Origin of the sequence: Aeromonas sp. 95A (genome assembly GCF_051919235.1) — a bacterium.
GTDB lineage: Bacteria > Pseudomonadota > Gammaproteobacteria > Enterobacterales > Aeromonadaceae > Aeromonas > Aeromonas veronii.
Genome location: NZ_JBQBFC010000001.1, coordinates 1142228 through 1165878, shown reverse-complemented (window position 1 = coordinate 1165878; position 23651 = coordinate 1142228). Strand labels below are relative to the sequence as shown.

22 protein-coding genes and 3 pseudogenes are annotated in these 23651 nt (G+C 55.3%); 14 read left to right on the top strand and 11 right to left on the bottom strand.

The features are described 5' to 3' along the window. Window positions 1-119: 119 nt before the first annotated feature. The gene (locus tag ACTG2U_RS05050; protein ID WP_234881634.1) at window positions 120-1130 is read left to right on the top strand and encodes an HAD family hydrolase; all 1011 of its coding nucleotides are present in this window, start codon (window positions 120-122) and stop codon (window positions 1128-1130) included. A gap of 210 nt (window positions 1131-1340) precedes the next feature. Next, window positions 1341-2653, top strand: a pseudogene (locus ACTG2U_RS05045) (IS4 family transposase). A gap of 108 nt (window positions 2654-2761) precedes the next feature. Here the strand turns inward: ACTG2U_RS05045 and ACTG2U_RS05040 are convergent. From ACTG2U_RS05040 to ACTG2U_RS05020, 5 genes and pseudogenes are all read right to left on the bottom strand, one after another. Beyond that, on the bottom strand, window positions 2762-3628 hold the full coding sequence (locus ACTG2U_RS05040; RefSeq protein WP_335812419.1) for an IS5 family transposase: 867 nt from the start codon (window positions 3626-3628) through the stop codon (window positions 2762-2764). A 168-nt stretch (window positions 3629-3796) separates the two neighbouring features. Then, window positions 3797-3955, bottom strand: a pseudogene (locus ACTG2U_RS05035) (DUF6404 family protein); the annotation flags it as partial. Window positions 3956-4143: 188 nt separating this feature from the next. Beyond that, window positions 4144-5001, bottom strand: a pseudogene (locus ACTG2U_RS05030) (IS3 family transposase); the annotation flags it as partial. A gap of 215 nt (window positions 5002-5216) precedes the next feature. Then, window positions 5217-5609, bottom strand: a complete 393-nt coding sequence (locus tag ACTG2U_RS05025) for a hypothetical protein (RefSeq protein WP_144715513.1) — start codon at window positions 5607-5609, stop codon at window positions 5217-5219. A 100-nt stretch (window positions 5610-5709) separates the two neighbouring features. Beyond that, the gene (locus tag ACTG2U_RS05020; RefSeq protein WP_005333975.1) at window positions 5710-6342 is read right to left on the bottom strand and encodes a trimeric intracellular cation channel family protein; all 633 of its coding nucleotides are present in this window, start codon (window positions 6340-6342) and stop codon (window positions 5710-5712) included. 383 nt (window positions 6343-6725) lie between these two features. On the opposite strand from ACTG2U_RS05020, the gene flaA reads away from it, so the two are divergent. The 12 genes from flaA to ACTG2U_RS04960 all read left to right on the top strand — a co-directional run bounded on the left by flaA (window position 6726) and on the right by ACTG2U_RS04960 (window position 18315). After that, window positions 6726-7634, top strand: coding sequence for a flagellin N-terminal helical domain-containing protein (flaA, locus tag ACTG2U_RS05015; protein ID WP_236561956.1), 909 nt, complete (start codon window positions 6726-6728; stop codon window positions 7632-7634). A gap of 585 nt (window positions 7635-8219) precedes the next feature. After that, entirely contained in the window at window positions 8220-9125 is a 906-nt protein-coding gene (flaB, locus tag ACTG2U_RS05010; protein ID WP_236561955.1) for a flagellin N-terminal helical domain-containing protein, read from the top strand. A gap of 33 nt (window positions 9126-9158) precedes the next feature. Further along, the gene (locus ACTG2U_RS05005; protein ID WP_069556070.1) at window positions 9159-9599 is read left to right on the top strand and encodes a flagellar protein FlaG; all 441 of its coding nucleotides are present in this window, start codon (window positions 9159-9161) and stop codon (window positions 9597-9599) included. 27 nt (window positions 9600-9626) lie between these two features. Further along, complete coding sequence (gene fliD, locus ACTG2U_RS05000; RefSeq protein ID WP_236561954.1) at window positions 9627-11036, top strand: flagellar filament capping protein FliD; 1410 nt, start codon at window positions 9627-9629, stop codon at window positions 11034-11036. 25 nt (window positions 11037-11061) lie between these two features. Then, window positions 11062-11484 carry a flagellar export chaperone FliS gene (fliS, locus tag ACTG2U_RS04995; protein ID WP_236561953.1) on the top strand — a complete coding sequence of 141 codons (423 nt, stop codon included), beginning with the start codon at window positions 11062-11064 and terminating at the stop codon, window positions 11482-11484. After that, window positions 11481-11780 (top strand): hypothetical protein, encoded by a 300-nt coding sequence (locus ACTG2U_RS04990; RefSeq protein ID WP_255912112.1) that lies wholly within the window; start codon window positions 11481-11483, stop codon window positions 11778-11780. Before fliS ends, ACTG2U_RS04990 begins: the two co-directional genes overlap by 4 nt. A 6-nt stretch (window positions 11781-11786) precedes the next feature. Further along, entirely contained in the window at window positions 11787-13871 is a 2085-nt protein-coding gene (locus tag ACTG2U_RS04985) for a motility associated factor glycosyltransferase family protein (protein WP_236561951.1), read from the top strand. Window positions 13872-13958: 87 nt separating this feature from the next. Beyond that, window positions 13959-15578: an HAD-IIIC family phosphatase gene (locus ACTG2U_RS04980; protein ID WP_335812420.1), complete on the top strand. Its 1620-nt coding sequence runs from the start codon at window positions 13959-13961 to the stop codon at window positions 15576-15578. Further along, window positions 15571-15804 carry an acyl carrier protein gene (locus ACTG2U_RS04975; RefSeq protein WP_005346684.1) on the top strand — a complete coding sequence of 78 codons (234 nt, stop codon included), beginning with the start codon at window positions 15571-15573 and terminating at the stop codon, window positions 15802-15804. Before ACTG2U_RS04980 ends, ACTG2U_RS04975 begins: the two co-directional genes overlap by 8 nt. Continuing rightward, complete coding sequence (locus tag ACTG2U_RS04970; RefSeq protein ID WP_418133786.1) at window positions 15801-16556, top strand: AAC(3) family N-acetyltransferase; 756 nt, start codon at window positions 15801-15803, stop codon at window positions 16554-16556. The genes ACTG2U_RS04975 and ACTG2U_RS04970 overlap by 4 nt, the downstream gene beginning before the upstream one ends. After that, on the top strand, window positions 16553-16957 hold the full coding sequence (locus ACTG2U_RS04965) for a VOC family protein (RefSeq protein WP_255912102.1): 405 nt from the start codon (window positions 16553-16555) through the stop codon (window positions 16955-16957). The genes ACTG2U_RS04970 and ACTG2U_RS04965 overlap by 4 nt, the downstream gene beginning before the upstream one ends. Then, a complete protein-coding gene (locus tag ACTG2U_RS04960; RefSeq protein ID WP_255912100.1) occupies window positions 16954-18315 on the top strand; it encodes a DUF4910 domain-containing protein in 1362 nt (453 codons plus the stop codon). Before ACTG2U_RS04965 ends, ACTG2U_RS04960 begins: the two co-directional genes overlap by 4 nt. On the opposite strand, the gene ACTG2U_RS04955 is transcribed toward ACTG2U_RS04960, so the two are convergent. From ACTG2U_RS04955 to pseF, 6 genes are read right to left on the bottom strand one after another with little or no spacing between them, the layout of a single operon-like run. Next, a complete protein-coding gene (locus ACTG2U_RS04955; RefSeq protein WP_236382317.1) occupies window positions 18297-19043 on the bottom strand; it encodes a class I SAM-dependent methyltransferase in 747 nt (248 codons plus the stop codon). The genes ACTG2U_RS04960 and ACTG2U_RS04955 overlap by 19 nt on opposite strands. Further along, on the bottom strand, window positions 19043-19303 hold the full coding sequence (locus tag ACTG2U_RS04950; RefSeq protein WP_429013715.1) for a hypothetical protein: 261 nt from the start codon (window positions 19301-19303) through the stop codon (window positions 19043-19045). Before ACTG2U_RS04950 ends, ACTG2U_RS04955 begins: the two co-directional genes overlap by 1 nt. Next, window positions 19300-20595 carry a motility associated factor glycosyltransferase family protein gene (locus tag ACTG2U_RS04945; RefSeq protein ID WP_257690249.1) on the bottom strand — a complete coding sequence of 432 codons (1296 nt, stop codon included), beginning with the start codon at window positions 20593-20595 and terminating at the stop codon, window positions 19300-19302. The genes ACTG2U_RS04950 and ACTG2U_RS04945 overlap by 4 nt, the downstream gene beginning before the upstream one ends. Then, the gene (gene pseI / locus ACTG2U_RS04940) at window positions 20588-21634 is read right to left on the bottom strand and encodes a pseudaminic acid synthase (protein WP_335812422.1); all 1047 of its coding nucleotides are present in this window, start codon (window positions 21632-21634) and stop codon (window positions 20588-20590) included. The genes ACTG2U_RS04945 and pseI overlap by 8 nt, the downstream gene beginning before the upstream one ends. A gap of 6 nt (window positions 21635-21640) precedes the next feature. Further along, entirely contained in the window at window positions 21641-22897 is a 1257-nt protein-coding gene (gene pseG, locus ACTG2U_RS04935; protein WP_335812423.1) for a UDP-2,4-diacetamido-2,4,6-trideoxy-beta-L-altropyranose hydrolase, read from the bottom strand. After that, window positions 22887-23582 (bottom strand): pseudaminic acid cytidylyltransferase, encoded by a 696-nt coding sequence (gene pseF / locus ACTG2U_RS04930; RefSeq protein WP_335812424.1) that lies wholly within the window; start codon window positions 23580-23582, stop codon window positions 22887-22889. Before pseF ends, pseG begins: the two co-directional genes overlap by 11 nt. Window positions 23583-23651: the final 69 nt, after the last annotated feature.

Here is a 23651-nt window from a genome sequence, read left to right as displayed (position 1 = left end):
CCGCCATAGGCTTTTCCCTGTGAAACCCGTGTGTGTTGAACCCATGTGCGCCGGTGTTGTGATAGCCGTGCGCTTTCATCTACAGGCAATAGACAGGCAATATCCAGCTGATAGGTAACATGATGACATTGAACCGACTCTCCTCTCTTTTGCTGCTGTGCGGCGCCTTTGCGGTACAGGCTGGCCAGAGCGATCCCCTCTCTGCCTGGAATGACACGGCGGCCAAGCAGGCGATCACCCGCTGGGTGACCAATGCCACCGATCAGCAGCAGGCCACTTTTATTCCGCCAGAGAAGCGCCATGTGGTGTTTGACAATGACGGCACCCTCTGGCCGGAAGCGCCCATGACCTATCAGCTGCAGTTTGCGATGGACGAGATCAAGCGCCTGGCGCCGGAACACCCGGAGTGGAAGGCCGACCCCATCGTCGCGGCAGTGCTGAACAACGACCTCAAGGCTGTGGCCAAATCGGGGGAGAAGGGGCTCGCCAAGCTGGTGGGACTGACCCACAGCGGCATGACCACCACCGAGTTTGCCGAGCGGGTCACTCGCTGGGTCAACAGCAGCAAGGATCCCCGTTTTGGCTGCCACTACGATCAGCTCGGTTATCTGCCGATGAAGCAGTTGCTGGGGTATCTGCGGGACAATGGCTTTCAGACCTGGATTGTCTCCGGCGGCGGCGTCGATTTTATGCGGGTGATGTCCGAGCAGATGTATGGCATCCCGCCCCAGCAGGTGATTGGCTCTTTTACCCTCGGCGAGTTTGCCCTGACCGGGGAGGGCAGCGAGATCCGCAAGACCATGAACGGCGCCTATTTCGATGACAGCAAGGCGAAACCGGCCGCCATTCACCTCTTTATGGGGCAGCGTCCGGTCGGCGCCTTTGGCAACAGCGATGGCGACGTGCCCATGCTGCAATACACTTCGACCAACCCGGATTACCACACTTTCGGCCTGCTGGTGCACCACACCGATGCCAAGCGCGAATACGCCTACGACAGCCATCCTCCTGCCAGCGGCAAGCTGATCGACGGGCTGGCGCAGGCAAAAGCGCGGGGCTGGGTGGTGGTCGATATGAAATCAGACTGGAAGCAAGTGTTCGATCCCGCCCTTTGCCAGAACGCGCCCTGATTGCGGGGCTGCATCTGGCATCAATATGGCGGCTGGACGTTCAGCAAGCGCTGCAAAGCGTGAGGCAAGAAAAGAGACAGGGAGAGCATGATGCTCTCCCTGTTTAGTTTGGCTTGTTGGCGAGCCTAATGCCGATCAGTTAAGGATCCATTGACCGCTCCTTCTGCTGTGTGAAAATCCGAAACCTGTTGATTGGTTTCGGATTTTTTTATGCGTATCGCACAGGCTCTCGACTTCCTTCACGCCAGTAATGCTGCCCAGTTTTAGTCACTCTCCGACCTCATTCCCAACGAGCTCATCACCACTCTGCTCGGCGAAGAGGGCGTCGCAACCCTTGCCCATGGAGCGTCTGGTCTGGGCCATCATCGGTATGGCTATCTTCCGCCACGTCCCCATGACCCAGCTCGTCAATCAGCTCGATATCCTGTTGCCCGGCGACCGCCCCTTTGTCGCCCCCAGCGCCTTTTTGCAAGCTCGCCAAAAGCTTGGCCACAAGAGCATTGAGCGGCTGTTTCACGACACCGCCGCAGGCTGGCACCAGCAGGCCAATCACCCCGGTTGGGCCGGGCTGCAACTGCTCGCCGTCGATGGCGTGATGTCGCGCACGCCTGATACCCCGGACAATGCTGCCGAGTTTGCCAAGCCCGGTACCCAGCATGGGGAGACCACCTATCCGCAGGTGCGCATGCTTTGTCAAATGGAGCTGACCAGTCACCTGCTTGTTCAGGCGGTCATGGAGAGTTGCGCCGTCAACGAGATGGTGCTGGCCGAGCGGCTGGTCGCGCGCACGCCGGACCACTCGCTGACCCTGTTCGACAAGGGGTTCTACTCCCTCGGTTTGCTCCATGCCTGGCAGACCACTGGCAGCGAGCGGCACTGGTTGCTGCCACTCAAAAGAGGCACCCAATACGAGGTGGTGCGCAAGCTGGGGCGTCAGGATGTGCTGGTGCGTCTCAAAACCAGTCCACAGACGAGGAAGAAGTGGCCGCACCAGCTGGATACAGTGGAAGCCCGCTTGCTGACTCGCACTATCAACGGCAAAGAGCGGCAGGTGCTGACCTCGATGGTCGACCCGATGCGTTTCCCGGGCGCCGACATCGTTGAGCTCTACAGCCACCGCAGGGAAATCGAGTTGGGCTATCGGGAGATGAGGCACAGCCTGCAACAACACCGGCTGACCCTGCGCAGCAAGAAGGCGGCGGGGATACGGCAAGAGCTGTGGAGCGTGCAGCTGGCGTACAATCTGCTGCGCAGCCAGATGGTAAAGATGGCAGCGAGTCTGAAGGGATACACGGCGAGCCAGCTGAGTTTTCACATGGCATCGGTGTACCTCATCCATGAACTGAGCTGCATGCCGTACCTGTCACCGGGGAGTATCCCGAAGCGGGTGGCGGAGCTGGATAAGCAGGCAGGGCAGTTTGTATTACCGGAGCGAAGGGAGCGGAGTTATCCCCGCAGTGTGAAGGCAAGACCACAAAAGTATGCGGTGCAAAAGCCAATAAAACAATGCCAGTCAGGCTTAACTGACTGGCATTATGCTGGCGAGCCAGCCTTTCTTTCGCGTTAGTCTCACGCGGCGCTGTTTCCCAAATCAACCATCAAGCCACAACTGCCCCAGCCCCAAGTGACCGTTACACTCGGGGCTTTCTGACAGGCAGACCCAGGGTATTGAGTTTGTTTATGGCGCTGACATACGCCATCACCTCTCCCACTTGGCCGTGGTAGTTACGTAAACTGACTTTCCCCGCTAACAACTGTTTGAACCGATACATCGCTGTCTCTGCAAGTGAGCGACGGTGATACCCCGATATCTTCTTCCAGTACGCCAGCCCTTCCTTGCGCATCACCAGCACCGCGTCATTTCTTGCGTGTCCTTTTTTCCATAACTCCGCGCTTTTGCGAGGCGGGATACAGGCTGTTGCCCCTTTGCGCAAGATAAGCTGATGACTGGCTTTGCTGTCGTAGGCGCCATCCGCATAAACATGCCCCAGTTTGCGCCGTAGTGGATTGAGCAGAGTCGGCAACACCTCGACATCATGGACATTTTCCAGCGAGATTTCCGCCGCCACGATATCGTGAGTAGCCGGGTCTACTGCCAGATGCAATTTGCGCCAGACTCGCCGTTTCTCGGCGCCGTGTTTTCTGACCTTCCACTCGCCTTCACCAAATACCTTCAGCCCGGTTGAGTCGATAACTAAGTCGGTAATACGTCCTTTTGGGGGCTGTCGATAAGCCACCGTCACCGTGCGGGCCCGCTTGCTTACACAACTGTAATCGGGGGCACAAAGCGGTACGTTCATCAACTCGAACAGGGAGTCGAGTAGTCCCTGAGTGGCCCGCAGAGTGAGGTTGAAAATCCCCTTGAGCATCAGGAAGGTGCAGATGGTCTGGTCAGTGTAGAGTTGGCTGCGGCCCCGGCACCCATGATGGCCGTGGTGAAACCAGTTGTTCATGGCCTCGGCATCAACCCAGAAGGTGAGTGAACCACGGTTAATCAATGATTTGTTGTATTGAGGTCAGTTGGTGATGGGGTGAAGCGACGTGCTCATGATGCAGGCTTGAAGGAGATGGTGGTGATCAGATCACCAAGTCCTCAGTTAGTTCCATTTAAGCCGCATCGATTTGGGCAACAACGGCGACCAGACTGCAAACTCATTGCCGCTGGGCTAAGCAAGTTGTTCCCACGGGGTAAGTTTAAGCTGCTTGCGCCGTAGCCAAGATGCCATGAACAGGCCGAACAATCCTGTAAATAACACGTTCTGGTGCAGGGCAAATAGTGGGTCTGTCCCCATTGTTTGCCAGCTGAAAAACCACATCATTACACCTCATACTAGACTCCGAATACCAGAAAGTTGGTTAACTACTCCTGATGGTGAAGATGGCTGAGAGCCAACTGCGTTTTTACATCGCGTTGGTGTCTCTCATCCATGAACTGAGCTGCATGTCGCACATGTCACCGGGGACTGTCTAGTCCTGAAATAGGTTTACACATTTTCAACTAGCATTTCTCTACTCAGAACCCCCTATGGACCGCATCGGGGGTTCTGTATTTCAACGCATGATGCGGCCGCTCCGCGTTGTAAATATCCACTGCTTCACGCACCATTTCCCGCGCTTGCGTCAAATCCTGCGGGCTTTGCAACAACAACTCTCCTTTCAAAATCCCGTTCACCCGCTCCGCCAACGCATTCTGGTAACAGTCATACCCATCCGTCATCGAGCATTTCACCCCGTACCGTTCATGTAATGACTGATACAGCACAGAGCAATACTGCACGCCGCGGTCCGAGTGATGGATGAGTTCACCGCCGCCACGCCGTTGCTTCAGTGCTTTCTTAAACGCCATCGCCACCGATTCGGCGTGCATCCCTTCGTGCACGTGATGGCCCACTATCTTGCGTGAGTACGCATCCGTCACCAGGCTCAGGTACAGCGGTCCGCTCCTGGCTGGCAGATAGGTGATATCAGCAACCCAGACCTGCTCCGGAGCCACCGGTGTGACCTGCTCTGGCCCCGCCTTGAGCAAGTTGGGATGACGGTAGAAACGGTGAAAACTGTGGGTGGTCTTGTGATACGCCCGTCTGGGCTGCACCAGCTGGCGGTGCTCGGCCAATATCTGAAACAGCCTGTCACGCCCGACCTTGAGCCCGCCATCATCCTGACCCTGCAGCAGATAATGCAGCTTGCGAGTGCCCACCCGAGGTTGTCGCAGTCGAACCTGACGCACGAAGCGCACCACCTGCAATCCCTGTGCATGGCGCTCGTCGGCGACCCGATTGCGCTTGTAGTAAGCCTGCCGGCTTATCCCCAGAAACAGGCAAGCCCTGACGATGGTCAGCCTCTCGACTTGCCGCTGCGAGAGGACTTGCCGAGTGCCAGTTTAAAAGTCAGAGAGTAATCGCGCTGTGTCCGTTTCACACCTTGTCCCATCGGGTTCTCCATTTATTGGGGGGAAAGGTGTAAACCCTATTCAGGACGGGACAGAGTGAAAAAAAAAGCCAATAAAGACAGTTTAAGTCATGTTGTACTGACTGGTATTAGGCCAATGTGCCGGGTTTTTTTATTTCACAGAGTGAGTAATGACTATCAGGGACAGGGAACCGGAGTAAAAGAGTCTTGCCCCTGACAACGCCAGCCCATTTCTGCCTCCCGCATCTGCCACAGGTTGTTGCTGCGATAGAGGGTCAGGATGTAGATCATGTCGCTCTTGCTGCCGTCGAGGGCGACCGAGAGCACCAGATCATTGTCCAGCTGCTGGGCATGGATGCGACTGGGTGTGTCGCTATGACCGACGAATCGCAGAGCGACCTCACGGTAGTCATTAACCCAGTTTTGCTGTTGATGGCTTGCCTGGCGTATCTGTTGGTTGAATTGCTGCACCGGCGCCGAGGCCAGTCGTCCAAATACCACTTGTGCTTCGGCGTGGGCTGCCGTCACGTTCGCCAGGAGGAGGGTGGTAAGCATACCGATTTTGCGCATGAGAGGTTCCGGCTAACAACGACTGCTTCTATGACAACAGAAAAGCCTATTTGGTTCAACGCAAGGCCCACTGCGACATGATGGCGCAGTGGGCCTGCTCTCAATTGCGTTGCAGCGAGAAGGTGGGCAGCGACAGATGCCAATAGATAGCAGCAACCCGCAGGCCAAACACGGCCGTCATGCAGATGAGCATGGCCGTTACCCTGTCCATGTTCGCCTCCAGCGCCAGGGTATAGAGAATGCCGCCGAGGATACAGGCGGTGGCATAGATCTCTTTTTGCAGCACCATGGGCACCTCCCGCGCCAGTACATCGCGGATCATGCCGCCGGCTACGCCGGTCATGGTGCCCATGATCACGGCAATCAGCCCCGGGGTGCCGAAGTTGAGGGCCTTCTGGGCACCGATCACGGTAAAGAGGGCCAGTCCGAAGGCATCCGCCACCGGCAGAACATACCAGGGCATTCTGCGGGGCAGTTTGACCATCCACATACCGATCAGTGCCGTTGCGATGACGACCCAGATATAGAGCGGGTCGCGTACCCAGAAGACGGGGGTGGCTCCCAGGATCATGTCACGGATGGTGCCGCCGCCGATGGCAGTGACCGCCGCCAAAACCATGACGCCAAACCCGTCCATTCTGAGTCGGCCAGCCACCAATACCCCTGAAAACGCGAATACCGCAGTACCAAACATGTCGCTGATGTAAACAATCTGCTCAACCAGTGTCTGCATGGAGAACAACTCACGCCAAATTGTTGATGGGGCTGCGATTTTAGGGGCTGGTGAGCCCAATCGCCAACAGTGCTCGACAAAATTGAGAGTCGGGACGGATTTTTTCTCGCGGCATGAACCGGGTTAGGCTCGTGCGTGCCCGTAGCTCTCCGCCGTTGGCGAGGTTCAGAAGGTTGAGTCTGTCACTGGTTTAGATCCGATTTTTTCCTTAAGTTTCCTCTCGACTCGCCGATATATAAGGTAAGCGGCGTTAATGCGATGAAGCGTTGAAAAAAATGCTAAAGACATCCAAAAACGAGCCGTTAAATAAGACGCATCGGGCACAAAAAATAATAAAGCCTGAGCAAATAGAAGAGTAAATTTAATAGCTTAGGAGAATAGTCATGGGCCTTTATATCAACACTAACGTTTCATCACTCAACGCCCAGCGTAATCTGATGAATACGACCAAATCACTGGATACTTCTTACACTCGACTGGCATCCGGCTTGCGTATCAACAGTGCCAAAGATGATGCCGCGGGTCTGCAAATTTCCAACCGTTTGACCTCTCAAATCAACGGGTTGGATCAGGGTAACCGCAACGCCAACGACGGTATCTCTGTAGCTCAGACTGCTGAAGGTGCGATGGATGAGATTACTTCCATGCTTCAGCGTATGCGTACTCTGGCTCAACAATCTGCCAATGGCTCCAATAATACTGACGATAGAGTCGCACTCCAACAAGAGTACACTCAGCTGATTACCGAGATTGATCGAGTTGCAAAAGATACTACTTTTGGTGGTCAAAATTTATTGAATGGGAATTATTTTGGTACTTTCCAAGTAGGTGCGGATGCAGGACAGACAATTACTTTTAAGATGACATCCGCCTTTACATTGAATGGAATAGCGACAGCCACTAAAGGAAGTGCCACCGTTCAATCTGTTGCAACAGCCGACAAGTATTCGGTCACGAAATCAACAACAGCAGCAACAACGACCAGCGTTGGCAGTATACAGACTGCGAGCGCAGCTCAGTTGGCGATGGCTAACCTAGACTTCATGATCAAAGTTGTCGATAGCAAACGAGCAGAATTGGGGGCGGTGCAAAACCGTTTTGATTCAACCATTCGCAACCAGGCAAACGTCTCAGAAAACGTCAGTGCAGCTCGCTCACGGATCCGTGACGCAGACTTTGCGACAGAAACCGCCAATCTGACCAAACAAAACATTTTGCAACAGGCTGCCTCTACAATCTTGGGTCAGGCCAACCAGCGCCCCCAGTCTGCCCTTTCGTTGCTGCAAGGTTAATAAAAGAAAACAGGGCGGTTGTTCAGGCCGCCCTGGTCAAGAGATGGAACAAAGGGGTGTTCGGGTCGCACTCTGTTCTATCGGGAGAGATATAATTCTCTACTAGTAATGCCAAGTGTTGTCCAGCTGTTCAGTTCTGTCACGCTTGGTCATATTCTCCTGAGCATATGCTCATCTTTAGGCCGGTTCACCGGCCTCTTTTTATTGTGTCGCCAAATTGACGGCACTCTGTCAGTACCAAGCATGAACCATGCCAATGACCTCCCTCCCGTTGCTGTGAGTCTTCGTCAGTGCTTGGTTGTCGGGCTAAGTCGCTTTGTTTACGTTCCATTGCCGCCTAACGGAGAAAACTTGCCGCTTTAGGCAACAATTTTCCTAAAGCTTGTCTCTGCACTGCCGTTAAATAAAGTGAAGCAATCGAGGGGTGTTCGGAATCCAACGTTTGCACTACTGCGGGTGGCCTGTTCGTTCAAACAGACACCCGCCTGAAGAGACAGGCATGTTCAACCTTCTCTTCAAACGGTGGGCCGTCGTTTTGTTTAGACGACGCAACCTGCAGTTGCATGTTCTTCGGGAGAATATTTTATGGCCATGTACATTAACACTAACGTTTCATCACTGAACGCCCAGCGTAACTTGATGAACACTAACAAGTCGCTGGATACCTCCTATACCAGGTTGGCATCCGGCCTTCGTATCAACACAGCTAAAGATGATGCTGCCGGTTTGCAGATCTCTAACCGTTTGACTTCACAGGTTAACGGTTTGGATCAAGGTAATCGTAACGCTAACGATGGCATTTCTGTGGCGCAAACTGCGGAAGGTGCGATGGATGAAGTGACCTCCATGTTGCAACGGATGCGTACTTTGGCTCAACAATCTGCAAACGGTTCCAACAACACAGATGATCGTGTTGCTTTGCAGCAGGAATATGATCAACTGATTACAGAAATTGATCGTATTTCCGAGGACACAACTTTTGGTGGCCAGAAATTATTAGATGGTAGCTATAAGGGAACTTTCCAAGTCGGGGCTGATGCGGGTCAGACCATCTCTTTCAAAATGACATCCGCATTCAGTATGAATGGGATTGCTCAAGCGACAAAGGGTAGCGCGACAGTCGCGTCTAGTGCATCCGCAGATAAATATACTGTGACCAAGGGAACAACCGCAGCTACCACGACTAGTGTTAGCAGTATCAAAACAGCAAGTGGAGCTCAGCTTGCGATGGCTAACCTTGATTTTATGATCAAGGCAGTTGATAGCAAGCGAGCAGAGTTGGGGGCGGTACAAAACCGTTTTGACTCCACCATTCGCAACCAGTCCAATGTGTCCGAGAACCTGAGTGCTGCACGTTCGCGTATCCGTGATGCAGACTTTGCGACAGAAACAGCCAACCTGACCAAGCAGAATATCCTGCAGCAGGCGGCGTCCAGCATCTTGGCGCAAGCCAACCAAAGACCGCAATCTGCTCTGTCCCTGTTGGGTTAACCGGCAGTGATGAGATAGAAAAGGAGCGACGATATGGCCAATGACATTGGAATCCCCTCATCGGTCACTCCTTCTTCTCTTCAGTCAAGTAGCAAGAGCGGCCAATCGGCCGCTCAAGTGCTATCTGGCATGGCGGAAGAGCAGCGGGTGATGACACAGGATGTGGAAAAGCAACAAGAGGAGCGAGCCAAAGAGAAGGTTCGCAAGTCTGATGTCTCTGATAAGGACATTGAAAAAGAGGTACAAAACTTGCAGGAGTTCAGCAAGTTACAGGGATGGACCGTCAACTTCAGCGTCGAAAAGGATCTCGAGCAAGTTGTTATCAAGGTGATGGACGCCAATACCAAGTCAATGATCCGTCAGATCCCAAGTGAAGAGTTGCTGGCTATCAGCAAGCGTCTCAAGGATCTGCGTGAAGGTGATGTTATAGGTGGTGGCTCAAGAGTCGGATTATTGCTTGATAAAGAGATTTAATACGCAAGTTTTACGAGGAGAGTGAGAATGGCCACTATTACGTCTGCTGGTGCGGGTTCACAGCTGGATCTGGAGTCTGTTATTGCTGCAAGCGTCAATGCCAAGAAGGCACAGCTGATGCAGCCCATCACCACCAAGAAGACCAATGCTCAGATCACTCTCTCAGGGGTTGGGCAGTTGAAATCGGCCATCGCCTCTTTTGTGACGACACTCCAAGCCATGTCCAAGGATGATGCGTTCAACAAACGCTCGATTAATATTACCCAGGATAAAGATAATCCGGTGCTTAAGGTGGAGAGCAAAACGGGTTCCTCTAACGGGCAATACGATATAACTGTCGAAAAGTTGGCGAAAACTAGCAAATTTGAAGGCAGTTTTGACTCTTCGACAACTCCAATGATCACTCAAGATGGAACTTTGACGTTTAAGGCCGGTGATAAAACCTTTGATGTTGATGTGAAAGCTGGGGACTCGTTACAGTCCATTCGTAAACGCATCAATAATGATGGTGATAATTTTGGTCTTAATGTCAACATCATGAACACATCTGATGGTAAATCTAAACTCGTTATTGACTCTGGGGTGAGTGGGAGTGGCAAGGATCTGGTGATCACCGGAAGTACCACTGAGTTGGCAGATAACTTCACTTCTAAATTGTCAAAAACTCAATCCGCGCAAGATGCTCAAATCAAGGTAGATGGAAATACGCTGACCAGTGCTACCAACACATTTGATGGCACTATAGTTGGCCTCAAACTGACAGTTTTGAGGGAATCAGATAGTACGAGTACGACTGCAAGCGATGGTTCGGTGACCAAGACGTACAAGTCCAACAAAGTTGATGTGACCACCGACAAAGCTGGCATCAAGGACATGGTCAAAAGCTTTGTTGACGGTTACAACGCACTGGTTAAGAAGAGTAATGATCTTGGCAAGCGCAACTCGATAGTGGCAGGGAAGAGCCAGAACGATGGCGGTGCTCTGGCGGGGGATGCAACGACGCGTGCCGTGGTCAATATGATGAATGGCATTATCACCGAGCCCTCACAAAAGTCCTCTACTTACTCAACGATTTTCCAGATGGGTATAAAGATGGATAACAAGGGGGTATTGTCTATCGACGATACCAAGTTCAACGAGGCTATCGACAAGAATTTCGATCAGGTCGTGGCAGTTTTTGGCGGCAAGGATGGGGTCGCAGGTCAGTTGGCCAGCCAGCTGGAAACCTATTCCAAGACCGGTGGTTTGCTGGCTAAGCGAGAAGATTCTTTGAATTCAGATCTGCGTGAAGTGAGCCGCAAAGAGTCAGATGTTGCCACTCAGCTGACCAAATATCAGGAGACCTTGCGGGCCCGTTACGGAAGCCTGGATGCTATGCTGGCCAAGATGAACAAGTCGGCTTCATATTTGAATCTGCTGAATACCCAAAATAGTTAATTTGAAGTGATGAGTGGTGTCTCATATGTATCGTAAAAATATAAAAGCCTATACCACCCAGAATCTGCAATCCGAATTGGCAGTCGCTGATCCTTACCGCGTGATTCAACTTTTGATGCAAGGGGGCCTGGAGCGTCTGGCTCAGGCTCGCGGTGCCATCGAACGTCGAGATTTTGAGCAAAAATCCCAATCTATCTCCAAAGCCATGGCCATCATCAACGGGCTGCAAGATTCGCTTGATCTATCTTATGGTAAGGTTCCCGAAGATCTTTTTGCCCTTTATGACTATATGAAAATTCGAATGATGGATGCTAGCCGTGATATGGATATTACAGCTGTCGATGAGGTTATGAATCTGATGCTGACCGTGAAAAGCGGTTGGGATGCCATTCCTGTCGAGGAGCGTGACAAGGCCTTGGCTCAACAAAAGATGGGCCGAGCCGAATGAGTAATAACCGTTTGCCAGAATTAATCGCAGCTGGTCAAGAGTTACTGACCTTGTTCGAACAGGAGGATGTGCAAACGGCTGAACAGTTGATCGATCATTATCTCATTCTCCTTGATGCTGTTTTCCAGCATATCCAGCCACATGTAGTGATTGATATGGAGCACCAGCAAGCATTGATGCAGTTTCAAACCCTACATGATCTGATAGAAAATGCAAAGAATCAGACTGAGGCAGCTTTGTGGAAATTTTCAAAAGCAGGTCGAGCATCTGATATGTACAAGCTGAACGCAGGTTAGTGCTACATGGATATTCATCAAAAAATTACAGATATAGAAAATGAGTTGGCCCGACTAGCGCAACAAAAGCGGCAAGAGGCAGCAATGCAGGAAGTACTCCCGCTGCGTTATGAAATCAATATGGCTGCTTTTGCCAAATATATGCCCACAATTCATCAATTTTTCAAGGGGTACCAGCCTGTCAGGCCTTTTCGCTTTTTCTGTAATGAAAACGGTGTTCCTAATATTCTATGGCTGGATGATGGTCTTTCTCTTTATGGTAGAGATCCGTTGCGTGAGGTGCAGGAGCAGATTGCCGACATAATTGAAAACAGCGTCTTGCAATGTATCGATTTCGCGCCGCAGTGGTATATCGATGGCCAGATTCATATCAAATACAATAATGAGATATCCAAATTAAAAGACAAGTCAGCTTTGGAAGGATTGCGCCTCAAGTCGTTATTGCATACCGATATTCCGCTGGCGTTGATGTATGGCATTGGTTTGGGTTACCAGCTTGGTTGCTTGTATGAACAATGCAAGATAAAAAATCTTTTTGCTTTCGAACCTGATCTTGACATGTTTTATGCTTCGCTCTTCTGCTTTGATTGGCATCACTTACTGGAATACATGGAGAAGGAGTCGATCAGTCTGCACCTATTTATCGGTGTTGATGAAAAACTTTTAGTAGCAGACATGATGGAGGCGTTGCATCGCAAGGGCGCATTCTGGTCGGCAAGCTATTTCTCGTTCTGCCATTATCATTCTCCCAAGCTCCACTCCTTGATTACACAAGTGGAAAGTGAGTTTTATCTGCTCAAAACAGGGTGGGGATTTTTTGATGACAATATATATGCGCTGGCTCATAGCCACACCCATCTGCAAGACGGTATCCCATTTCTTAAACGATGGCGTAATAGTAGTACTTTCGAGCAGGTGCCGGTCTTCGTGATCGGTAATGGCCCTTCGCTGGATCAGAGCATCGAGTTCATCCGGCAGCATCAGCAGCAGGCCATCATCATTGCCTGCGGTACAGCGGTGAGCGCGCTTTACAAAGCTGGCGTAAAACCGGATATCTACGTTGCTGTGGAGCGCACCAAAAGTTCTGCAGATTTTCTTAGCATCCTCAATGCCGATGACTTTATCAAGGATACGGTGTTCCTGAGCGTTGATGTCATCCATCCTGAATGCAAGCGCTTCTTTCGCAAAACAGGATTGGCATTCAAGCCCAACGAGCCAATGTTCTCCATGCTGATTAGCGCGTTTGGTCAGGCATTCGAGTACGATACTATAGAATTTTCCAACCCGTTCGTCGGTAATACAGGCCTCAATTATGCGGCCTTGCTTGGCTTCAAGCAGGTGTATCTGTTTGGCATAGACAATGGCTATAAAACAGCCGGACAGCATCACTCCAGCCTGAGTCTCTATTACAACGACAAGCAAGAGGCGAAATACCAGGCGAATTTAAAGGATACTTTCCCGGCACCGGGTAACTTTGGCGACGAAGTGCGTATCAACCATCTATTTGGACTGGCCATTCATAATATGGAGTGTGTATTGCAAGATTATCCTGAGATGCAATGCGTCAACAGTAGTGACGGCGCTTATATCGAAGGAGCTGCACCTCGACGTGTTGAATCGTTGCAACCCGAATGGCCAGAACTCGACAAGATCGCACTCATAGATGAAGTGATGGCCACATGTTTCCAGCCTTTTGACATGGGCAGTTTTGATTTTGCTGCTGCGTTGCAGGTGCCATTGTTCAACGAGCTGGTTGACAAGTTCCGTGATGACTGGCGTCAAGTTGCCTGTGAACACAATGCAGTGCTGGCCATGATGCAACGCCATCACGACTATCTGCTTTATCTGTTGAAGAGCCGAGAATCTCATCTTTACCGAGTATTGATAGGGTCAATAAACTATTTCTACGCCAATATCATCACCCTGATGATGGCGCAGGTGGCGGCAGAACCCGAGGTGCTGGCGGGCAAAATAAAAGAGGCGCAGGCAATACTGGAGTTATTTTTCGAGGACAGCAAAGTAATTTATGCCGATGCGTTCGATGGCCATGATACCACCTACTTTACTGGCCTGGATGTGTTCAAGCGCTAGTCTTTGAATGTCGGATGGAGATGGTGCTGTTCATCTCCATCCCCTAACAGTATGATATAGAAGTATTTAATCCTTTCAGGTGCATCTATGGCCACCCTTTCCTTGGCTTCCACCGCATTTCTCATGCCCGGTAATGTGGCATGGGCTCCTTTGGCCCGACATGCACAGTTGCAATATTGTCCTCAAGGTCAATGGCAGCCGATGTACGCTTGTGACGGACATCTGGTGCTCTGGTTTTGGGAGCAACTGCTGACCGACAGCGAATGCCACTATTGGCACACCTTGGATGAACCTGCCTTGTCCGAGGCCATCGACACCTGGTTGGAAGCATTGCTCTCGCCACTGCAGGGGCTCCCTCATCTTTATCTCGGTGCCTGTTCACTGCAAGGGGGTGGTGTGAGTGGCGCTCTTCACCCCTGGATGATGCAGCTGGATATCTGCTTTACCCGAGCACTTGCACGTCACCACATTAGGGATTTGGGGCTGGGTCGCTGGCTCTCTGAGCAGGGGCGAGCGCATTGTGTGGACGAGCGTAATCGTTATCTTCTTTCTTGCCCCCTCTCGATGCACGGCTTGACTAGCCTTGCCGACTGGATTGCCGCGTGTTGGATGCTTGATCAGGCGCCGATACGCAAGGTGCTGGTGCTCGATTGTGACAATACCCTGTGGGGGGGGGTAGTGGGTGAAGAGGGGCTGACTAGCCTTTACCTTGGTCAGGACGGTCTCGGCAAACTCTATCAGTCGTTTCAGGATGCGGTGCTCTACTGGTATCAGCGAGGCGTGTTATTGGCATTGTGCTCTAAAAACGAGCCGGCAGATGTTTGGCTGGTGTTTGAGCAGCATGGAGCCATGAGACTCAAAAGGCGGCAGATTGCAGCGTCTGCCATTGGTTGGGGCTCTAAATCTCAAGGTTTGCGACATATTGCCGCCAGCCTCAATCTGGGGCTTGAGGCCTTGGTCTTCTGGGATGACTCCCCCCTAGAAAGGGCCGAGGTTCGCCATGCCTTGCCACAAGTCGATGTCATTGAACCACCAACAGATATTTGGGCATGGCCTACAACCTTGCTCACTTATGGGGGGTTCTCGCGCACCTTCAGTGGTGATGACGCTCTTCGTCAGGCCTCCTACCTGGCATTGGCAGACGCAGCCCAGTTACGTAACGAGGTTGGCAGTGAACAACATTTTCTCGCCTCCTTGTCGTTGCGTGCAGCGATACAGCCGTTGGCGGTGGATAACCTTGCTCGTGCCGAGCAGATCATCCATAAAACCAACCAGTTTAATCTCTCCTGTCAGCGATATGAGGCGAGCGAGCTCAAACGGCTGGCGCAGTCTGGCTGGTGCTGGCTAGTGTCGTTGCAGGATCGCTTTGCTGATCATGGTTTGGTTGGCTTGGTGCTGATCATAAACATCACGCCCAAACTGGCATTGCTTGACACGCTGGCTCTGAGTTGCAGAGTGTTGTCCAGAGGACTCGAATATTGGTTACTGGATGCAGTCTCGGCTGCATTGCGCGAGGCAGGGATCGAGCGTCTGGTTATTGGCTCGAAACGTTGTGAACGTAATGAACCTGCGCTGACATGGTTGGCATCCCTGTCGTTGACCCCCTGTGATAATCCGGATCCCGCCCGTTTTTCCCATGAGCATTACCATAGTCTGGCGCTCGAACAGCTGAATTTGCCTTTTTTGGAGTTTTATCACCATGACTGATCTCTTCACTCTGTTGGAACAGCAGTTTCCTTCTGCAACCGTCACGCGAGGCGACTATCAGTTGGGACTTGGGGCCTTTCCGGAATGGGATTCGCTCGGTCATTTCAATTTTCTGTTGCTGGTTGAGCAGACGTTCTCGGTACGCTTCGAGCCTGAAGAGCTGGCGACGATGAAACAGCTTCAGGACATTCGTGATGCGCTGTTGCGTCGTGGTCTTGTGCTGTGATTGAAGCTCTCTCTCATGTTCTTGGCTCCCTCGGGATCGCTCGAGGGAGCGCTATCATGGTTCACTCTGACGCCATGGCTGTGGCCCAGTTTCCAGGACGGGGCAATGAAGCCGGCATACATGCTTTTTGGTTGGGGATGCAGGAGTGGCTTGGAAACGAGGGCACTCTGCTGGTGCCAACATTCACGTATAGCCTGACTCGCCAGAGCTGTTTCGACAGGGCGACATCCCCTAGTGAGGTCGGGTTGATGACGGAGCAGTTTCGTACTCTGCCAGGGGTTGCGCGGACTCGCGATCCTATCTTCAGCGTTGCGGTATGGGGAGCGGGGCGTGATCAGGTGGTTGCAGCAGGGGGTCATGACTGCTTTGGTGAAGAGAGCCCCTTCGCTTGGTTGGCGGCCCACGATGGCTGGATTGCCGGTTTTGCCTGTCATCCCGATCGCATTACCTTCACCCACTATATCGAGCAGCAACTAGGTATCGATTATCGCTTTATGAAACGCTTTGAGGGTGATGTCCGCGAGCAGGGAATGGTGCGCCCCTGGCATTGTGACTACTTTGTGCGAAGACTCGATCTGGCCAGCGAGATAGATCTTTCCCGTCTGGTTGAAGCCCTTAAAAATCAGGACAAATGGCACCAGGGGTTATTTGGCCGTTTACCTGTCTGGGCCGTTCGCTGCGCCGACTTTGCCGCGGTGGCAAAAGAGCTGATCGCTGTCCATCCCCATGCGCTTATCAGGGAGGGGAGATGAAACTGCACCATATTGGACTGGTGGTGGCCGAACTGGATCTTGGCGTACGTTATTGCTGCGAGACCCTCGGGCTTTCCCGCTTTAGCGAGTCGGTGCTCGATCCGTTGCAGCGGGTGCATATCTGTTTTGCCTATGATGATGCGGGGATTTGCTATGAACTGATTGCACCGGCCAGTGATGATAGTCCCGTCAGTCAGGCGCTACGTACCCGTCATAACCTGCTCAATCATCTGGCCTATGAGGTGGCTGACCTGGCAATGGCTGCCGAAAAACTGCGGGCCCAGCGTCATCTTCCCCTCGGGCCCAGCCAGCCAGCCATCGCGTTTGGCGGCGCCCACGTCCAGTTTTTCCTGAGCCCCCTTGGCCATATTGTCGAATTGATCGAGGCACCCACCCCATGAGTTTTTCACCCAAGAGCGGTTATCTGCCCACCGACTGGGACGACCAGACACAGATCGGTGAACAGCTGCATCGGCTGCTCACCCTGTTGTTTCCGCTCAACCGCAGCCTGACCGGGGACGGGGTTCGGCAGTCGCTGGCCCTGTGGCGCGAGCACTGCCTGCCCGAGCTGCAGATCCATGAAGTGGCCAGCGGCACCGAGTGTTTCGACTGGACAGTGCCTGACGAGTGGAACGTGCGGGAGGCCTACATAGTGGGGCCGGATGGACGCAGGGTGGTGGATTTCCAGGATCACAATCTGCATCTGGTCGGTTACTCGGAGCCAGTGCGCTGCACCCTCTCGCTGGCCGAGCTTCAGCCCCATCTTCACTCTCTGCCCGAGCAGCCGGACGCCATTCCCTATGTGACCTCCTACTACAAGCGCCGCTGGGGCTTCTGTCTGCCCCATCGGCTGCGAGAGGCGCTGCCGGAGGGAGAGTATCAGGTAGTAATCGATGCCACCCTAGCCCCGGGTTCGCTCACCTACGGTGACTGGGTGCTGCCGGGGGAGAGCGAGCAGGAGATCCTGCTGTCGAGCTACACCTGCCACCCTTCTATGGCCAACAACGAGCTCTCCGGCCCCTGTGTCGGCGTCTTCCTGATGGCCTGGTTGGCGTCACTGCCCACACGTCGTTACAGCTACCGGTTGATGCTGGTGCCTGAAACCCTGGGGGCCATCGTCTATCTATCCCGCCATCTGGACCAGCTCAAGCTGCGCACCCTGGCCGGGTTCAATCTGACCTGTCTTGGCGATGACCGCAGCTACTCCTTCCTCCCTTCCCGCCAGGGCAACACACTGGCGGATCGCATCGGTCGCCATGTGCTCTGCCATCTGGCACCGGGCTATAAAGCCTACAGCTTCCTGGAGCGGGGCTCCAACGAGCGGCAGCTGTGCGCGCCCGGCATCGATCTGCCGGTCACCTCGATGATGCGCAGCCGATACGGTTGCTATGCCGAGTACCACACCTCGCTCGATGACCTCTCGCTGGTGACGCCGGCCGGTCTGGCCGGTGGCTTCATGGCGCTGCGCCGCGCCATCGAGTGTCTGGAGCTGGATGAGCGCTGCGAGGTCACCGTGCTGGGCGAACCCCAGCTCGGCAAGCGGGGGCTCTATCCGGACTTGTCGACCCGCTATTCGGGCTGGCAGGTGCGGGAGATGATGAATCTGCTGGCCTACAGCGACGGCAAGCTGACTCTGTTCGAGATTGCCGAGACCATAGGGACGCCGTTCTGGCGGGTGGAGCCGCTGGCGCGGATGCTGCTGGATGCCGGGCTGCTGCGTCGCATCAGCCCGCAACCGGACTACTCGATCACCAGATAGGCTGGCCCCGGGTTGTGCGGAGTGCGGCGGATGGCGTAGCGATCCAGCCCCAACACCTCCTTGAGGGCCAGGGTCTCCCCCGGAAAGGCGGGCCAGTTGAGCTCATCGAATGCCAGCACCGATCCCTTGGTCAGGTGCGGCTTGATGAGCTCGAGGCAGCGGCGGGTCGGCTCGTAAAGATCAAAGTCAAAATAGGCCAGCGCAACCATGGTCTCCGGCTGACGAGCCAGATAGGCCGGCAGCGTCTCGGTCACATCCCCCTTCACCAGCTCATGCTTAACGATATGCTCCAGCGGGCTTTCCGCCTCATGGGCGGCGAGCAGTTGGGCCAGATGGTGCTCATAGCCCGGCGTCACCCCGTAGGCACCGGGCCGGATGGCGGCATCGCTGCCATCTTGCGGAGCGTGGGAAGGGAAGCCGCTGAAGGTATCGAATCCCACCAGCTTGCGGTTGTAGTTGTAGGGCTCATACATGCCGCGAAACGAGGAGAAGAGCGCCAGGTTCTGACCCCAGCGGGTGCCGAAATCCATGATGACGCCGTGAACCGGCACGATCTTCTGATACAGCTCGTGCATGAAAAGAATGCGGGAGAGCGACTGGCGCTTGAGGTAGAGACCCAGGTTGTTCTGCAGCTCTGCTGCGGGCAGCGGGCTGGCGTGCAGCAACTCGCTGAAGGTCTGACGACGTGACAGCTCTTTCTCGGAGGCGTTGGAAATGGCCTTGATCATCAATAGTCTCCTGTGTTGGTGTCGCCGGCCGGGGTCGAAAGGCAGTGCACCACTTCATATTCGAGGTAGTCGGCCAGCCCCAGCCAGTCCTGGCGCTCCTGGCAATGCAGCAGAGCGGCTACCAGTCCGGGTGGCAGGTTGCCCTGTTCGGTGAGCACCTCTTGCAGCAGTTCCGGCAATGCCTGACTCGCAGCGACCGACTGCCCCAGCCGAAACTGGTGCGCCAGGGCGGTGAGACGGGTGAGCTGACCGTTTTTCATTGCACGTACTCCGGGTGATAGCGGCAGCCGGCGATCTCCGCCCCTTCCCGGCTGCAGTTCCAGAATTGCACCTCGGGGTGGCGCGCTATGTAGCGCTCGAGTTCGGTGCGGTAGGCGGAAAAGTTCGGATTGGTCTTGACCCGCCGGCCATGACCGTCGAGGGCCCAGCTGAGTGCCTGCGCGGCGCTGGGGCCGAGGGCACCGTCAGCCCAGCCCGAGTGGGTGAGTTCGCCGGGAAAGGCGAAGTCGGTGCCCAGCAGGATGACCTGGTGGCAACCCATCTGTACGGCGAGATCCACCGCGGGATGAATGACGCTGCCGCCCGAGTGCAGCACGCCCTTGGGGAGCGTCTGCCACAGCTGCTGATACATGGGGCTGCGGGAGTAGGCGGTCTTGCGCGGCCCCTGCCAGGCCAGCAGGGCTGCCGTGGGAACCGTGGGGTAATAGACCAGGGTAGTCTGGGCCGACTGGGCGGCGGGCAGCCGGTTGCCGTGGATGGCGTCATCTATGGTGACGACGATGTCGGGCCGGATGCCGTGGCTGAGCAAAAACGCCAGTGCGGTATCGACGCTGATCAGCAGGTAGTCCTGCCGACGGCGCTGCAACTGGGCCTGCAGGGTGGCTAGGTTGTGCTGCAGAGTCGGACCGCTCGCCACGATCAGCGCCTGCTTGCCCTGAGCCAGACCGAACAGGGATGCCACATCGCCGTCGCCGGCCAGCAGATCGCGGTTTTCCGCCAGCCGCCGGGTGACGTCGGGGTGTTCGGCGTCGAACCTGGCCCGGGCGAACGGCAAGTCTATTTCACTCACCAGCCGGTCGCGGATGCGGGCGGCGGCATCTTCCACCAGTAGCAGCTCGGGCGGCAGGGCGAAGAAGGGCAGGCGCACCTCGCCTTCGTCGCCGGCCATCATCAGCTCGACCCTGGGATCCGTCAGCCAATCTTGCTGGTCCAGCAGCCGCAGCACCAGGGCAAACAGGGCGCCATTCATGATCTTCACTTCCAGCCGCTTGAGGCTGCTGCGCCCCAGCAGGGCGCGCGGCAGATCGCCGAGCCCTGTGCCGTAGAGGTGCAGCACCGGTTGCTCGGGTAGGCTGGCGGCCTGCAGCTCGGCCTCCTTCACCCGATCGTGCCGGCTGGTGAGCTGGATGCCGTGGAGGCTGAGGGTGGAGCCGAGCCCCTCGGTCAGCTCGGCAGGCAGGCTTTCTACATCCTGTGCCAACAGGCGGGGCCAGAGGGCGGGCCAGCGCTGGCTGATGAGTCTGCCGTGCTGGTTGAAGAGATCATCACTCATCGTTATCTATCCACTCCCAGCTCAGCGGTTGGTTGGCGCTCAGGCTGCGGTTGACCCGCTTGCCGATAAGCCGATCGTAATCGGCCGGGGGCAGGCCGAGGGCGGGACGTACCGATTTGATGTGCGCTGCGGTGAGCACATCTCCGGCTGCAATATCCCTGACCAGATAGAGGGAGCGGCGAAACGCGCGGTTACCCTGTTCACTGGCGGTGAGCTGGTAATCGGCCACTCCGAGGGCTGCATGGGCGGTATTGACCGAGGCAATCAGTTCGGTGAGTTCAGCCGGTTCCATGGAGAAGGCACAGTCAGGCCCCCCATCGGCGCGAGCCAGGGTGAAGTGCTTCTCGATGAGGGTGGCCCCGAGCGTGGTGGCCGCAATGGCAGTGGCTGCGCCGAGGGTGTGATCGGAGAGCCCGACTTCAATGCCAAAACGTTCGCGTAGCATGGGGATGGCACGCAGGTTGTATTCGGCGGCGGGGGCCGGGTAACCGCTGACACAGTGCAACAGTGCCAGCTGGCCGTTGCCATGCTTGAGCGCCATCTCGACCGCAGCGGCGATCTCGGCCTCGTTCGCCATGCCGGTGGACATGATGAGCGGCTTGCCGGTCTGGGCGGCGTAGCGGATGAGGGGCAAGTCCACCAGCTCGAAGGATGCGATCTTGTAGGCCGGGCAGTCGAGGGATTCCAGCAGATCCACCGCGCTGAAGTCGAACGGACTGCTAAAGACCGTCAGCCCCAGCTCGCGCCCTTTGGCAAACAGCGCCTGGTGCCACTCCCACGGGGTGTGCGCCCATTCATAAAGGTCATAGAGGCTGTGGCCATCCCACAAACCACCGTGGATCTGAAATTCCGGTCGATCACTTTTGAGGGTGATGGTATCCGGGCGGTAGGTTTGCAGCTTGACGGCGCTGGCACCCGCTGCTTTGGCGGCGGTCATAATGGCCAGGGCGCGGTCCAGATTGCCATTGTGGTTGGCCGACAGTTCGGCAATCACATAGGGAGCCTGTTCCTGGTTGATGGGGCGATGATCGATCTGCATCTGTGTTCAGATTCCTGTGCCAAGTTGCCAGCCTTGCGGCGCCGGTTGCCAAGGGGCAGGGGGCGCTATCTGCGGTGGCTCGGCAAGATAGAGGGGAAATTGGGAGAAAATTGTCTGCAAGCGATGTGCCAGCTCTTGCCACTCCGTGGGCTGAAGTGACCGGGTGGCCTGCCATGTCAGCCGCTGGCCGTTCAGCGTCAGGGTGAGCAGCAGTTTGCCATCATGGCGTAGTTGCCACAGTTGGCCATCTGGTAACAGCTGATAGTCCGATTGTTGCAGCAACCGGGCGGTGAGCCGATCCAGCCCCAGCCCGTCAACCTGTTGTTGACCGCGGCGGCGATAGTCATCTGCCTGCCATTCAAGGCGTTGCAGGGCCTGCAGCAGTCGATCAGGCTCGGCCAGCTCGCTCAGGGTCAGCCGCTCGGCAAGCTGAAAGCGGGCGATCACCTGGTCGTTGAACTGCTGGTTGTCGACGATAGGGACTGCCAGGGTCGGCAGGCCGAGGCAGGCCCGTTCCCAGGTCATGCCGCCCGCTGCTCCGATAGCGAAGTCGTGTCGGCTCATCAGGTCGGCCATCTGGTCGCTCTGACGCAGCAGGGTGAGCGGCAGATCGGGCAGTTCGGCAACCCTTTGTTGCAGCTCGGGCCAGAAAGGGTTTGCCCCACCGGCTACCAGAGTCCAGCTGACGGTTTTAGCCCATGGCAGTCGAGCCAGCGTGTTGAGGGTGATGAGGCAGGCTCCGGCCGGATCGGCACCACCAAAGCAGATGAGGCCACGTTGCCACTGGCTGACCTTTTGGCGTGCAAGCTGGCGATAGGCGGGGCGCAGCAGGGCATAGTCGGTGCCCAGCAGCAGCTGGCAATCGGCTGGGGTGAGCGGCTGGTAATCGGCAGCGCAGCGCAGCGGTCCCTGATCCAGCAGCAACTGACCATGATGAGGGCGATCGGCCAGATCGTCGATCACCAGCAACTGACCACAGTGACTTGCCAGTGTCTGCTCGATTTGCCGATCAATCTGGTAGTGATCACACACCAGCCACTCCGGGCGCAAGGTGGGCAAGGGGCCAGCATCGTCCAGGCCACAAAGAGTGTGATACTGGTGGGAGTGCAGCAGTGGCAACAGGTGCATAGGTAGCTGATGGCAGAGAAAGTGGCACGCTGCCCCGGCGGCATGCAGCCGGTCGGCGATGGCCAGACAGCGCATCAGATGACCCAGCCCAATCTCGGCGCCGGCGTCGAGCCGGAAGGCAACCTTAAACGTCATCTTGGGCCAGCACTTGATAGAGCAGTTCGGCCAGGTGCCAATCTTCCTGTGTATCGATATCGACCACCCTGTGCCGCGGCAGTATGTGGCCAATCCCTTCTCCCCCCACCGGGCTGATCCCTCCCAGCCAGGCTGCACGGCTGCCCCAGTAGAACTGGCCGGCATCCTGATAGGCGGGCTCCAGATCCTGGGAGCGTTTCGCCATCTGCTCTGGCCAGAAGGGGGTGACCCGGCCCTGCTCATCCATGCGCACGGCGCGCTGGATAGGGAAGCCGAATTCGGCCACGGTGTAGACAAATGGAGCATTACTTGCGATAAGTCGCTGATGGGCGGTCTTCAAGTCATCGGCTTGAATAAGCGGGACCGTGGCATAGATGCAGCAGTAGTGCTCTGCCTGGATGCCGAGCTGGTCGAGCTGTTGGATAGTGTCGATCACCACAGGGGTGGTACCTGTGTGATCATCGGCGAGGTTGGCTGGCCGCAGAAATGGTACTTCCGCGCCCAGTTGACGAGCAACTTCGGCAATCTCCTCATCATCGGTGGAGACCACCACCTTGCTGAAACAGCCAGATTGTTGCGCCGCCTGGATGGCATAGGCGAGCATGGGCTGACCACAGAAGGGGCGGATATTCTTGCGTGGAATGCGTTTGCTGCCACCCCGGGCCGGGATAATGGCGATGGCCATGCGGTTTCTCCATCAAAAGCCGATAAGATATTAATGGCTGCATTGTAGCCCTTTCAACCCGCGCTTTGA